This is a genomic window from Tamlana sedimenti, assembly GCF_038148895.1.
In the GTDB taxonomy this organism is placed as follows: Bacteria; Bacteroidota; Bacteroidia; order Flavobacteriales; family Flavobacteriaceae; genus Tamlana.
The window spans coordinates 107,137-121,793 of the sequence record NZ_JBBVGQ010000001.1 but is presented as its reverse complement, the minus strand read 5'-3'; the positions used below and the strand labels follow the sequence as shown (position 1 = coordinate 121,793).

Sequence of the window (14,657 nt, the reverse complement as noted above, 5' to 3'; positions counted from 1 at the left end):
TTGTTATTGTTAAAATAAACTTGATAATGAAAAAGAAAGGTGTACAATTAATTATTTGTTTCTTCTTTACTTTGGTTCTAACCTCCCAAAGTAATGTATGGGAGAATCCTTTAATTAATCAAATAAACAGATTGCCCGCTCATGCCAACTTCTATTCATATGAGAGTGAAGCATTGGCTAAAGAAAATATAAGGGAATCCTCGAAAAATTATAAAAGTTTAAATGGAGATTGGCAATTTTATTGGGTGCCGAGGCCAGAAGTTTCATTGAACACTTTTCATGAGCCAAGTTTTGATGCATCTAATTGGAAAGTAATCGATGTGCCGTCAAATTGGGAAATTAGGGGTTATGGAAAGCCTATTTATACTAACATAAATTATCCTTTTTTTAACAACTATCCTTTCATTAATCAAAGTGATAACCCGGTCGGGCATTATATTAAGAATTTCAATATTGATGAATCATGGGCAGATAAAGACATCATTTTGCATTTCGGCGGAGTTTCATCAGCTTTTTTTGTTTGGATTAATGGAAAATTTGTAGGATATAGTGAAGATACTAGATTGCCTTCTGAATTTGATATTACTCCGTATGTGGAAACAGGAACTAATAAAATAGCTGTAAAAGTATATAGGTGGTGTGATGGCAGTTATTTAGAAGACCAGGATACATGGCGTTTAAGTGGAATAGAAAGAGAGGTTTATTTGCAGGCATTACCTAAAGTAAGAATGTCTGATTTTACCGTTAGAACAAAACTAGATGCGTCTCATCAAGATGCGGTTTTGCAAATCAGACCAGAGTTTGTTATCAACCTTGAGGATAAGTTTGTTGAAAAAGTGGGGCATTTTAGCACTACTCCTTTACAGACGTTTGCGGATAATTGGACTTTAACGGCACAATTGTTAGATGCTGAAGGCCATTTGGTAGTCCCTTCCAAAACTTTAAAATTAGATGTTTTTTTAGCTGAGTCTCATCCAGCTAGAGACCAAGTTCATTTTGGAATTATGGAAATGGAGGTTGAAAATCCACAAAAATGGTCGTCAGATGAACCTTATCTATACACTTTGTTACTTTCATTAAAGGATGTCAATGGTGTCATGGTGCAGGCCACGAGCATCAATACAGGATTTCGAGATTTAAAAATAGATGATAGAGGAAGATTTCTTGTGAATGGAAGTGTTGTGAAATTGATTGGGGTCAACCGTCATGATCATAATATGCTTAACGGTAAAGTCGTGTCTAGGGTTGATATGGAAGAGGAGGTGCAAATTATGAAGAAGTTCAATTTTAATGCTGTTAGAACTTCTCATTATCCAAATGACCCTTATTTTTACGATTTATGTGATGAATATGGTTTATATGTAATTGACGAAGCCAATTTAGAAACTCATGGATTAGGGGGAAAACTATCTCAAGATCCTGTTTGGGCCCAAGCTTTTTTGGAGCGGGGAGTGCGAATGGTTGAGCGTGATAAAAATCACCCAAGTATTGTCATTTGGTCATTGGGAAATGAATCGGGAATGGGCCCAAACCATGCCGCGATGTCTGGTTGGATTAAAGAAATGGATCCTACTCGTTTTGTGCACTACGAGGGTGCGCAAGGTCTTCCTGAAGACCCAAGATATATAAAGTATTTTTGGCCATCCGATCGAGGGAATCCAACCGACCCGGACTGGGTGGATATGCTTAGTCGAATGTATCCACAACCAGAACAGCTGGATGCTTTAATTAAAGACACGAATTTTGATAAGCGTCCTGTTTTAATGTGTGAATATGCACATGCCATGGGCAATTCTTTAGGGAACTATCAAGAATATTGGGATGTTATTTACAAGCACGACAGAGCCTTAGGGGGATTTATATGGGATTTTATGGACCAAGGATTACTGCAAACTACGCATGACGGAAAATCCTATATTGCTTATGGAGGTGATTTTGGTGACAAGCCAAACGATGCGAGTTTTTGCTTAAATGGTATAATTGCAGCAGATAAAACACTTAAACCAGAGATTTATGAGGCAAAGAAAGTAAACCAGCCTGTGATAATCTCTGAAATTGATGCTGAACATGGAATTTTTGAAATTAAAAATCGTCATCATGTTTCTGATTTATCAAGATACAAATTAGTGTGGGAGTTAACAGAAAATGGACAAATAATTCAATCAGGGGTGTTACCAAGTTTAAAAACTAAGCCCGACAATACTGAAAAAATTATAGTGCCTTGTAAAAATGTTAAACCCAAAGCGGGCTATGAGTATTTTGTCAACATCAAAGGATTGTTAAAGGAGGATATGCTATGGGAAAAAGAAGGCTATTTGGTTTTTGAAGAACAATTTGCTTTAGATTTTAATTCAGATGAAGAAATTCACTTAACCAAAAGTAAAGATATGGTATTTCTAGAAAATACGGATGCCACAATTGTTGTAAAAAATAAAAGATTAAGCCTTACAGTCGATAAAAGTACAGGATTCATTAATACATATGTGGTAAACGGAATTCAATTAATGTCCAGCCCCCTAAAACTAAATTTTTGGCGTCCAGAAACAGAAAATGATAAGGCATACAGGCGCTCAATAGGAAAAACTAATGAGTTGGCATGGAAAAAGGCAGGAGACAATTTTAAACTTTCTTCTATTGATTTTGATAATTCAGATAAAACAAAGGTTATAGTTAAAGTTTCTGGTATCATAGAAAGTCCAAAGACTATAGTGAATCTTAGGTACTCGGTTTTGGGAAATGGATATGTGAAAATAGATTATAATGCAACAATAGATAAAGATGCCCCTGATGTTCCAAAAATAGGAATGCAGTTTGATGTTTCTAGTGCTTTTGAAAAAGTGAGCTACTTTGGTAAAGGCCCACAGGCCAATTATCAAGATAGAAAAACAGGGGCCTTTGTTGGCTTGTATTCTGGAAATGCACATGATATGGATTATATCTATGCTGTACCCCAAGAATATGGAAACCATATGGATACGAGGTGGTTTACTTTATTAAATGGTAAAGGAAACGGATTGTTTGTTAAAGGGATTGACCTCATTAATTTTAGTGTTTGGCCTTATGGCACGGCAAATATAGATGAAGCTACGCATACCCATGAATTACAGGACAGAGAAGTTTTGACGGTTAATATAGATTTAATTCAAATGGGTGTTGGAGGAGACAATACATGGTCGTTTAAAGCAGAGCCGCATGAGAAATATAAAATTAAACCGGGAACCTATAGTTATTCTTTCTATTTAGCTCCAACAAATAACGGTTCATATAAAAGATTGAATCTCAATTTTTAATTATAAGGGTAATCAAGCCAGAGATAAAATATGATTTTTACAAAACATCCAAATTCTAAGGGCAAAGCAGGAGTATTTTCATTATGGTTCATAGGGTTTTGGATTTTTATGGTTTCATGTTATCAAGAACATGGTATAAAACTTAATGATGTTCAAGTTATTGGAAGCCATAATTCGTATAAAATTGCGATTGAAAAACCTTTATGGAATTATCTCTATCAAAGAGATTCGGTAATGGCCAAATCTTTGCAATACGAACATATTCCTATTGAAGAGCAATTAAACCTTGGCTTAAGAAATTTAGAATTGGATGTTTTTTATGATTCCATTGGAGGGCATTTCACTAACCCCAAAGGTTTGGACATAGTCAGGTCCCTAGGTAAGGATGTCTCAGCATTTGATGAGGAACACAAATTGAAAAATTCTGGGTTAAAATTATTTCATATTCAAGATATAGATTTCAGAAGTCATTATCTGTTATTCAAGGATTGTTTAAAAGCATTGAAATCATGGTCTAATAAAAGCAAAAATCATACACCTATAATTGTTCTCATTAATGCAAAGGACAAAATGATTGAAGATCTGAAAAAGCCTTTTGTGTTTTCTGAAGAAGCCCTTGTGAGTATTGATCGAGAAATTCTTTCTATTTTTAGTTATCAAGAATTGATTACTCCAAATTTTGTGCAAGGCGATTATAAAACTCTGGAAGAGGCTATTTTAACCAATGGTTGGCCAAATTTAAATAGCGTAAAAGGAAAGTTTTTATTTGTACTTGATGAAAATGAAGAAAAAATCAATAGATATTTAAAAGGGCATTCAAACAAAAAGGACGTTGTAATGTTTGTAAACACAAAGGAGGGTACAAACAATTCAGCCTTTAGGATCATAAATAACCCTATTGAACATTTTGATTATATCAAGCAACTTGTTTCTAAAGGCTATATGGTAAGAACTAGGGCAGATGAAGGGACAAATGAGGCCAGATTGGATAGTTACGAAAGATTTGAGAAGGCAAAATTATCAGGAGCACAAGTAATATCCACAGATTATTACCTGCCATCAAAGTTGTTCAAATCAAGTTACAGAGTGAGTTTCAATGGGGGTGGTTTCGAAAGGATAAAATAATTATTTGAACAAATTAAATGCTTTATCATGTCACATTTCACTGTTTTAATAATAGCCGTTCTAAATTTAGATATATTCGGTTTGTCTAAATTAAAACTAAGTTTCCAGTAAAAACCTTTAAGCATAATTATTAGCATGTCAAATCAAATTATAAATAAGTCAAATCGGTTTTTGTCTCTGGATGTATTTAGAGGTTTAACCATTTGCTTGATGATTTTGGTCAACACGCCAGGCACTGGGGCGGAAATGTACCCTTATTTGGTGCATGCCGATTGGTTTGGCTTTACCCTAGCCGATTTGGTTTTTCCATCTTTTTTATTTGCAATGGGAAATGCAATGAGTTTTTCTATGGTAAAATTTAAAAGTTCTTCGGTAAATCTATTTTGGAAGAAAATAATTAAACGCACTATAGTAATTTTTTTGTTGGGCTATTTAATGTATTGGTTTCCATTTTTTAGATACCAAATCGATGGAGGGTTGGAATTGATACCTGTTTCAGAAACTCGGGTGATGGGCGTTCTGCAGCGCATTGCTATTTGTTATTTTTTAGCTTCCGTATTCGTTTACTATTTTAAAGAGAAAATGGTGATTGTAATATCAATTACAATATTGTTTTTATATTGGGGAATTCTTTATTTATTTGGACAAAATGGCAATGAATTAGGTATGGCAACCAATGCAATTACGCGTTTAGATTTAGCAGTTTTGGGCGAAGGCCGTATTTATAAAAAGGACGCCATTCCGTTTGATCCTGAAGGGATTCTAAGCAGTTTTCCTGCAGTAATTAATGTTGTTTTTGGATATTTAGCTGGGACATTTATTCAAAAAAAAGGAATGACCTTTGAGGGTATTTCAAAATTATTGATTGTTGGTTTTTTAATGGTGACTTTTGCTCTTTGGTGGGATTTAATTTTTCCAATAAGCAAAAAACTCTGGACCAGTTCATTTGTGTTGTATACGGTTGGGACAAACCTGTCCGTTTTGGCCGTGTTGGTTTATTTCATTGAAATGAAAAAGCAAACTCTGGGAGTAAACTTTTTTAGCATATTTGGAAAGAATTCTTTGTTTATATATCTGTTTTCAGAATTATTTTACATCTCACTAAGATTAATTCCTGTCGGTTCAGGTATGGATGCTTTTGAATGGATTAGTGAGCGTGTATTTCAACAAATATTTCATGGAAGTTTAGGAGCATTGGTAACAGCCATTATGTTTGTACTTGTATGTTGGTCCTTAGGCTGGTTGTTGGATAAAAAACATATATATATTAAGGTTTAGAGTAAGACATAAATAAAATTCACAATGAAGTATTGGAGTATTATTCTGGTATGTGCTATAGGTATATTTAATAGGGGTTATTCCCAAGATAGTTTTGCCATAGCGTCCAGTAAACAGATGCCAACTGTAGTAATAGACCCTCAGGAAGCAAAAGTAGTGAGCATTAGTGCTCAAATGTTTGCTGAAGACGTTTTTAAGGTAAGCAACAAAACACTAAAGGTTGAAAGCCAACCCAATGAGGAGCATGTTATTATACTTGGTACAATTGGTCAAAGCAAATGGGTGAATAAGCTTGTTTCTAGCGGAAAGATAGATGTCTCTGACATAGAGGGGAAATGGGAGAGCTACCAAATTCAAATTGTAAATAAACCTTTCGAAGGGGTTGATAAAGCGCTTGTGGTTGTTGGTTCAGATAGAAGAGGTGCCGCTTTTGGGGCTTTAGAATTATCCAGGAAAATAGGCGTGTCTCCATGGGAGTGGTGGGCAGACGTAACTCCAGAAAAACAAGACAGCATTAGCCTTTTTTTTAATCGAGAGGTTTTTGGAGAACCTTCCGTAAAATATAGGGGCATATTTTTAAATGATGAAGATTGGGGGTTGCAAAGATGGGCGGCCTTAACTTATGAGCCTGATACAGGAGATATCGGACCAAAAACCTATGCCAAAATTTTCGAGTTGTTGCTACGATTACGCGGAAACACTATTTGGCCTGCTATGCATAAATCCACAAAGGCCTTTTATTCGTTCCCAAAAAACAAGCAAGTGGCTGATGACTATGCCATTGTAGTTGGCAGCTCGCATGCAGAGCCAATGTTGAGCAATATCAATGTAGAATGGAATCATGATACTATGGGAGAATATCGTTATGATACCAATTCTAAAACAATTAAAAATCTATTTGAAAAAAGAGCCAAAGAAACTGCAAATTACGAAGGAATCTATACCGTTGGAATGAGAGGTGAGCACGATTCTCCAATGATTGTAGGTGAGGATGATACCGAATCTCAAGTAAAATTGCTGGAGCGAGTCATTACAGACCAAAGGGAAATTTTAAAGGAAAACTCTAAAGAAGGAGAAATTAAACCGCAAGCTTTTGTGCCCTACAAAGAAGTGCTCCATTATTATCAAAGCGGATTGGAATTGCCTGAGGATATTACTTTAGTTTGGACAGATGACAATTATGGATATGTACGGCAGCTAAGTAATCCCAAAGAACAAAAACGTAGTGGAGGCGCTGGTGTTTATTACCATACCTCATATTGGGGAAGGCCACATGACTATTTGTGGTTAAACTCAACAAATTCCATGCTCATGTGGGAAGAAATGTCAAAGGCCTTTGAATTTCAGTCGCGTAACATCTGGATTTTAAATTGTGGCGATATCAAGCCTCATGAATACAATATAGAGTTGTTTTTGGATATGGCTTGGAATATATCCAAGTTTCAAAAAAGTAAAGATGTAATTCAACATAGAACAGACTGGGCAAATAGGGAATTTGGTTCAAAAAATGCTGAGAGAATAGCAAATCTTATGGGACATTACGATGATTTGGCTTTTAAAAGAAGACCAGAATTTATGGCGTGGAGTCAAGTGGAGCCTGTAACAAAGGCCAAATCAACAGAACTTACACAATTTAATTATGGAGATGAGGTTTCACAACGTATTAAGGCTTACCAAGACTTAATAGATTCTGTGAATAATATAAAAAAGGAAATACCTGATTTTAGAAAAGATGCATTTTATCAATTGGTCTATTATCCAGTAATTGGAGCCGCTAGTTTAAACCATAAATGGTTGTATGCCTATAAAAACCAATTTGTGGCGCTCCAAGGAAGAGCAAGCTCTTCGTATTATGCAAAAAAAATGCAAGAATCATTCAACCGAATTATTTCGGAAACTAATTATTACAACAAGACTTTGCAGAAAGGCAAATGGAACCATATCATGAACTGGTCGCCTCGGTATTTACCTGTCTTTTCTCAACCCACTTTTGAATTAGCGCAGCCTCAATCAAAGGCTTCATTGGGACTAGCTTTGGAAGGCTATGAGATGGAATTGAACGATAAGACCATAAATTCTTTTGCAGACGTTTTGCCAGTTTTCAATGCGTATACCAAAAACACATATTTTATAGATGTGTTTTTAAAAGGTGAAGCAAGCTTAAATTGGAATGCTGTACCTAAAGCCGACTGGATTAAGATGTCTAAAAGTTCTGGAACATTGCATACAAGTATGCCAGAAGAAAGAATATGGGTAACATTAGATTGGGATAAAGTTCCCAAGGGGAAAAATATTAAAGAAGCGCCTCTTGGACATGATTATCAATTGATTCCTCCTGGTTTCAAAGTGAACTCAACAATAGAATTTATATCTGAAAATAGTGTTTACAGTGTAGGAGTATCAGCCTTTAACCCTAACTTAGAGGATTTAAAGAATTTTAATGGGTTTGTTGAAGACAAGGGATTTGTGTCCATAAATGCTGAAAATTTTACCCAAAAGCAAGATGGGACAGAAGCCATTTGGGCTTCTTTTGAAAATTTAGGGTATACAGGCAACGTTGTTGTGGCTTTGCCTAGAGACGCAAAATCTCAAGTTTTAATTCCTGAGATAATTAAAAACAGCCCAGTTTTAACCTATGATTTTTATACATTTAATTTTGGTGAAGCAGATGTTAATTTGCAAGCCATACCAACGCATGCATTTAATAATGATAGAGGGGTGCGATGCGCTGTTGCCATAGATGATGCTAAACCAGTAATTGTTGATTTTCAAACTTTTGGAAGAAGTGGGCCATGGATGCAAAATGTAATGAAAAATGCTGCAGTGCGATCGGTAAAGCAGATTGTTAATAAAGCAGGTATGCATACTTTAAAGATTTGGATGGTGGACCCTGGAGTAATGGTAGACCAAATTTTAATAGATTTAGGGGGTTGGAAATCATCTTATGCATTTCCCCAAGAAACAAAAATGAACAGAATTGAATAGATTGTCCATTAAGATAACATTATTTATAATCCCACTTGTTTTTCTAGTAGCATGTAAGAAACAAAATGAAAAACCAAATGGAAAGCCTTTGCAGGTGGCATTTTTATCCGATGTGCATTTACTTGATATTTATGGAAAGTTTTCAGATAATGATTATCGGGGCGTATTGAATCCAACTACTGGGAAATATACCCTTGCCCGAACCATGCAATCTCAGTTGGAATCTACGAGGTTGTTTAATGAAAATTATTTTGCATTCAAGGCGGCCCTAAATGATTTGGTTAAAAGAGGTGTTAAGTACGCTGTGTTGCCAGGAGATTTTAGTGATGATGGTCAGAAGGTTAACGTTAGAGCTTTGAAGGATATACTAATTAGTTATGCTAACAAGCACAATATTAATTTTATTCTAACCACAGGAAACCATGACCCGGTTAAGCCATTTTATGAAGATGGTGGAAAAAAGGATTTCTTAGGTGAGGAAGGCAAACAACAAGCCATTTTCAGTAGAGAAAATATATTTATTTCAAAAGATTCTGGTGCTTTGCCTGCAGTCATTACTAAAGATATTGGTAAGTTAGGATATAAGGAAATTTTACAAGAACTTAAGTTTTTTGGTTTTCAACCTAATGAAGAAACTGTTTATTGGGAGACGCCTTTTACCAATTATTTAAATGGTACTTACAGCTATCAAAAAGCCTTAAGTAAAGCAGACATATCCAACAGGACTTATAAAATTCAACCAAATCTGGCAGAAGTGCCAGATTTAAGTTATTTAATAGAGTTAGGCAATAATATTTGGTTTTTGGCAATTGATGGAAACGTTTATCTTCCTGGTTCTGAAGAGATTTCATATAGTCCAAACGATTTTAAGAATGCCAGTGTTGGTTATAATAACGTTTTAACCCATAAAGCATATTTGCTGAATTGGGTACAATCGGTAACAAAGAGGGCGCACAAATTAGGAAAAACTTTAATTGTTTTTAGCCATTATCCAACAGTGGATTTTAATGATGGGGCAACAAATGAAATTCGTAGTTTATTTGGTGAAGATAAAATGCAGTTGGATCGTGTCCCTACAGATGAAGTGGCTAAAGCTCTAAGTGAGGCCGGAGTTAAAGTTCATTTTGGGGGGCATATGCATATTAACGATACAGGATTAAAAAGATTTAGTAAGGAAAGGAGTTTAATTAATATTCAAGTGCCGTCTTTGGCAGCTTACATACCTGCGTATAAGCTGCTAACTTTAAAAAGTAATGAACTTTTTGAAGTAGAAACTATTATTTTAGATTCGGTTGCAGGCTTTAATGAGTTATTTTCTTTATACAAAGAAGAATATAATTTTTTAAAAGAAAATAATGAGGAGGATATATGGAACCAAGATATATTAAAATCTTCGTCCTATAAAGAATTTACAGAATGGCATTTAAGAGAGTTGGTTAGATTTCGGTTTTTAAAAAGTGATTGGCCTGAAGGATTAAAAAACATTTTAATTAATAAAAGAGGAAAGGAGCTCATAACATTTGCTGAAAGTGAACAAGGTGATATCGAGAGTTTTTATAGTGAATTACTGAAACAAGACATAAATTTGAATGATTTTGAAGAATGGACAGGTTTAGACATGGTTAATGATTTTTACAAAATTAAAAATGCAGATAATTTGGCAATTATGGATGTTGGTAAAATCAGAATAAACCAATACATAGCATTGTCTAAGCTTTTTAAAAGCACGGCTCATAGAGAGTTTAGTTTATTCGGAACGATTTTCTTAAAGTTTTGTAATGGTCAACCAGCCAATCATTTTCAAATAGATTTAAAGTCAGGTGAAATTATGGCTATAAATCCTTTAAATCAGTAAATGAGTATAATGCAAATTAACAATTGTTGTCTCTTTATGGGAAAGTATTATGTTCTAATTATTTTTTCATTTATTTTATTTCCTGCTCGAGGACAGCAAATAAAACTTGAACACTACAATGATAAGGATGGGCTTTCACATAATTCAGTAAGGCATATAGTTCAGGATAATCAAGGTTTTTTGTGGTTAGGTACTTTTTCAGGACTTAACAGATTTGATGGTTATCAATTTAAATCGTACTTAAGTTCATCTCATGAAGGCCATGGTATATTAAATGATGATATTACGGACTTAGTATATGATGAAAAGTCAAATAGTATATGGATTGGAACAAGAAAAGGGTTGACGCATTTTAAAACTGATACAAGAGAATTTAAAACATATGTGCCAGATAAAAAGAAACCAGATGCCTTACCAGATGAGGAAATCCGCTCTGTACACGTTGACAAATTTAATCGTGTTTGGGTAGGTACAAAAACAGCCGGAGTCCATTTGTTTTATCCGGAAAGTGAAAGATTTGAAAAAATAAACTTGTCTGGTTTCGAGTATGTAAAGGAAATATTTGAAGACAAGAAAGGCAACATTTGGATTGGTAGCTTTGAAACTGCTTCGGTTGCCAAAATTGTAATGGACAATACAGGCAATTTTACTGAAATGAAAACCTATACGCTTTCAATTCCTAAATCAAACAAGCTTAATCCTTACTTAAATTTTGTTTTTGAAGATTCTAAATCAGATATGTTTGTTGGCACGAGGGAAGGTCTTTATAAACTTGATAGAAAATCGAATACTTTTATAAATCTGTTTATTGAGGATGATTCAGTAAGGGAGAAGTTAGGTCCATATTTTTTGTCAGTTGCTCTGGCACCCGATGGAAAATATTGGGTTGGAACTTTGGGAGGATTATTGGTTTGTGATTATTTGGAAGATATTGCAAAAGGAGATTATAAGTGGTATTATTCAGTATTATCTGATGATACTTCTTTGGTCGATAATCTAATTTCCTCGCTTTATTTTGATCCTTCTGGGGTATTATGGATTGGAACTGAAGATGGTTTAGATAAATACGACCCTTATGAAAATCAGTTTAATTTAAATAAGGATATATCAACGTATATTGGTAACCAAGCTCCAAGAATTAGGGGGTTTTCAAAAACATACAATGATAAAATAATTATAGCAACTTGGCACAATGGGCTTTTTATTGCTGAAAAGGATAATCGTATTGTGCCATTGTTTAATAATAAAACTAATATTTCAAGTATTTATTCCTCGGATGGAAAAATATTTTATTGTGGCTTATGGGATGGGAGAGTTTTAATTTATGATTATTTAAAAAATACGGCAGATGTCATAGATGTTGGGTTTGTTAATGCGCCTGTCTTTTCATTTTTAAAATTGAATCCTACTACATTAATTGTAGGGTCTTTTGGTGAAGGAGCAATTGTACTCGATTTAAACTCGCTTAAGCAAAATCCATTTTATGGCAAACTCGTTCCAGAATTCGAAATTAACAAGATTAAGAATGATGGTGAGACTTTATGGTTTGCTACTGAAACAGGTTTGGTTAAGTATGATTTTTCTAAGCGAACGACCAAAATTTATTCAAGTCAAAATAAAGAACTTTATGGTTTGCCCAACAACAATATTAGTGATGTTTTAATTGACCGCGATAAAAACATTTGGGCAGCTACCCGAAACGGACTCTCCATGCTTAATCCAGATAAAGATGATTTCGAGCCCATAACTGAGTTTCATGAATTGAACGGAAAATGGATTACCGATTTGACTTTAGACGCCGATGGTGTTCTATGGTTAAACATAAACAATAATAAAATAGCTAAATATGATATAAAACATAAAATTGTTAATGTTTACCATGTTGATAGTGGTAATAGATTAGATGTTTTTAGTTCAAGTGGTTTTTTTAATTTAAACGATTCGCAAATATATATAGCTGGCAAAGAAGGGATTATTTATTTTTCAATTAGTGGAATTAAAGAAAATAGCTATTCTCCAAAACCTGTTATTACCGAGTTTAAAATAGAAAATAAAGAAATACTTCCAGGAACATTAATAAACAATCAAGTTCCTTTTAAAAAGGATATCAATTTTAGTAAAGATGTTGTTTTAAGTTATAAGAATAGAAGTTTTTCAATACAATTTGCATCACCATCTTTTACTAATGAACGGCAAAACAAGTTCAAGTATATGTTGGAAGGTTTCAATAAGGAATGGATTGAAAGTTCTAGCGAAACAAGAACGGTGCAATATACCAACCTGTACTCAAAGAATTATATATTTAAAATAAAATCCTGTAACAGTGATGGTGTTTGGAGTGAAGTTAGTGAATTTAATATTAAGGTGTTGCCAACGTTTTGGTTGACTTATAAAGGTGTCGCCATTATTCTATTCATTTTGTCTTTGTTAATTTATCTTTCCAGAAACCTGATAAAATCACGATTAAAACTGAAACAAGAGCTATTAATGGAAAAGGTAAAAAGGGAAAGGGATGAAAAGCTCAATACTGAAAAACTCCGTTTTTTTACAAATATATCTCACGAATTAAGAACACCATTAACCCTAATATTAGGGCCTGTTAAACAATTGTTAGAACAAAAAACCACTGATAAATATGAAGAAAGTAGGTTGAATTTAATTTACCAGAATGCTAATAGATTGCTTCGGTTGGTAAACCAGATCTTGGATTTTAGACGTGCAGAAACAGGAGCGCTTAGTTTAAAAGTATCTGAAATTGATGTTATTGCACCTACAAAAAATATTTTCAATTCTTTTATTGAATTGGCTCAAACCAAGAATATTACTTTCAATTTAAATATTGAAACAGAACCTTTGGAGTGTTGGATTGATCTTGATAAGTATAACAAGATACTATTCAATTTACTGTCAAATGCCATGAAGTTTACGGATAATTATGGTAATGTAGATTTGTTTATTGGGCTTAAAGAGGAACATCAAAAAATGCTGAAGATTGAGGTAAGCGATGATGGTATTGGAATTCCTTTAGAAAGTCAAGAAAAAATATTTTCAAGATTTTATCAGGCGCAAAACAGTAAATCTAGTACAACAGGAACAGGCATAGGCTTGTCTTTGGTCAAAGCTTTAGTTGAAATTCACAAAGGAAATATTGTTGTAGATAGTTCGTCTAACAAAGGAAGCGTTTTTACTGTTGAGTTGCCTGTAGGTAGAGAGGCCTACAATGATGATGAGTTGGTAGAGTTTACACCCAGCCCTGGTAATGGCGACGCCATACCGTTTAAAATCAAAGAGTTGACACTTCAGGATATTGAGGTTAAAAAGTCAAAAACAAATACTAATATCAAACATAAAATATTGGTTTTAGATGACAATACTGAACTCAGAAGGTATGTGGCGGAATATCTTTCCAGTTACTATAAAGTTTATGAGGCTGAAAATGGAAAGGAAGGATTGGAGATTTGCCGGAAGGTAAAGCCTGTGCTTTGTGTTGCGGATGTTATGATGCCAGTAATGGATGGATTTCAATTTGTGGAACAATTAAAGGCAGATGAAAATTTGAGTCACATAGCAGTCGTTTTATTGACAGCTTTAGCCGAAAATGAGAATAGAATAAAAGGGTATTCTATAGGTGTTGACGGCTATTTGGTAAAACCTTTTGATCCGGCCTTGCTAAAAACAAGAATAGATAATATCATAAAAATACATTTTGATTTAAAACAGAAATTTTCAGGTGAGGTTGAAAGCGATATTGTAACCTTGGCACATTCTCAAAGAGATGTCGAGTTGGTTTCCAAAATAAAGAACTTAATTGATGAAAATATCAATGAGCCCAACTTAACACCTAATTTCTTGTGTGAAGAATTAGCAATGAGTTCTTCTAAATTATACCGGAAGATTACCCAACTAACAGATTTGTCACCTAATGAATTTATTAGGACTATCAGATTAAAAAAGTCGGCTCAGTTGTTAAAGACTAAAAATTATAATGTGTCTGAAGTAGCTGATATGGTTGGATTTAATGATCCGTTGTATTTTAGCAGATGTTTTAAAAAGCAGTTTGGATACTCGCCCAGTACTTTATTAAAATAACCCTTTCGTTTCTGCCTTATGGTTACTAAGCAGTT

The 14,657-nt window shown here is 34.1% G+C and carries 6 protein-coding genes; all 6 read left to right on the top strand.

Going from position 1 to position 14,657, the window contains the following annotated elements; all coding sequences use genetic code 11:
* Window positions 1–26 precede the first annotated feature (26 nt).
* The 6 genes from lacZ (at window position 27) to WJN01_RS00500 (ending at window position 14,622) form a co-directional block, all read left to right on the top strand.
* A complete protein-coding gene (gene lacZ / locus WJN01_RS00525) occupies window positions 27–3,290 on the top strand; it encodes a beta-galactosidase, LacZ type (RefSeq protein WP_445195219.1) in 3,264 nt (1,087 codons plus the stop codon).
* Between the two features lie 30 nt (window positions 3,291–3,320).
* Entirely contained in the window at window positions 3,321–4,415 is a 1,095-nt protein-coding gene (locus WJN01_RS00520) for a phosphatidylinositol-specific phospholipase C1-like protein (RefSeq protein ID WP_445195218.1), read from the top strand.
* A 135-nt stretch (window positions 4,416–4,550) separates the two neighbouring features.
* On the top strand, window positions 4,551–5,693 hold the full coding sequence (locus tag WJN01_RS00515; protein WP_445195217.1) for an acyltransferase family protein: 1,143 nt from the start codon (window positions 4,551–4,553) through the stop codon (window positions 5,691–5,693).
* Between the two features lie 24 nt (window positions 5,694–5,717).
* Window positions 5,718–8,678, top strand: a complete 2,961-nt coding sequence (locus WJN01_RS00510; protein ID WP_445195216.1) for a glycosyl hydrolase 115 family protein — start codon at window positions 5,718–5,720, stop codon at window positions 8,676–8,678.
* 94 nt (window positions 8,679–8,772) lie between these two features.
* A complete protein-coding gene (locus tag WJN01_RS00505) occupies window positions 8,773–10,533 on the top strand; it encodes a metallophosphoesterase (protein WP_445195215.1) in 1,761 nt (586 codons plus the stop codon).
* A gap of 36 nt (window positions 10,534–10,569) precedes the next feature.
* Window positions 10,570–14,622: a hybrid sensor histidine kinase/response regulator transcription factor gene (locus tag WJN01_RS00500; RefSeq protein ID WP_445195214.1), complete on the top strand. Its 4,053-nt coding sequence runs from the start codon at window positions 10,570–10,572 to the stop codon at window positions 14,620–14,622.
* Window positions 14,623–14,657 lie beyond the last annotated feature (35 nt).

What these genes read in the sequence shown, in the direction of transcription:
- WJN01_RS00515 (WP_445195217.1), top strand. Translation starts at nt 4,551, where the DNA reads ATGTCAAATCAAATTATAAATAAGTCAAATCGGTTTTTGTCTCTGGAT.
- WJN01_RS00500 (WP_445195214.1), top strand. Translation starts at nt 10,570, where the DNA reads ATGGGAAAGTATTATGTTCTAATTATTTTTTCATTTATTTTATTTCCT.
- lacZ (WP_445195219.1), top strand. Translation starts at nt 27, where the DNA reads ATGAAAAAGAAAGGTGTACAATTAATTATTTGTTTCTTCTTTACTTTG.
- WJN01_RS00510 (WP_445195216.1), top strand. Translation starts at nt 5,718, where the DNA reads ATGAAGTATTGGAGTATTATTCTGGTATGTGCTATAGGTATATTTAAT.
- WJN01_RS00520 (WP_445195218.1), top strand. Translation starts at nt 3,321, where the DNA reads ATGATTTTTACAAAACATCCAAATTCTAAGGGCAAAGCAGGAGTATTT.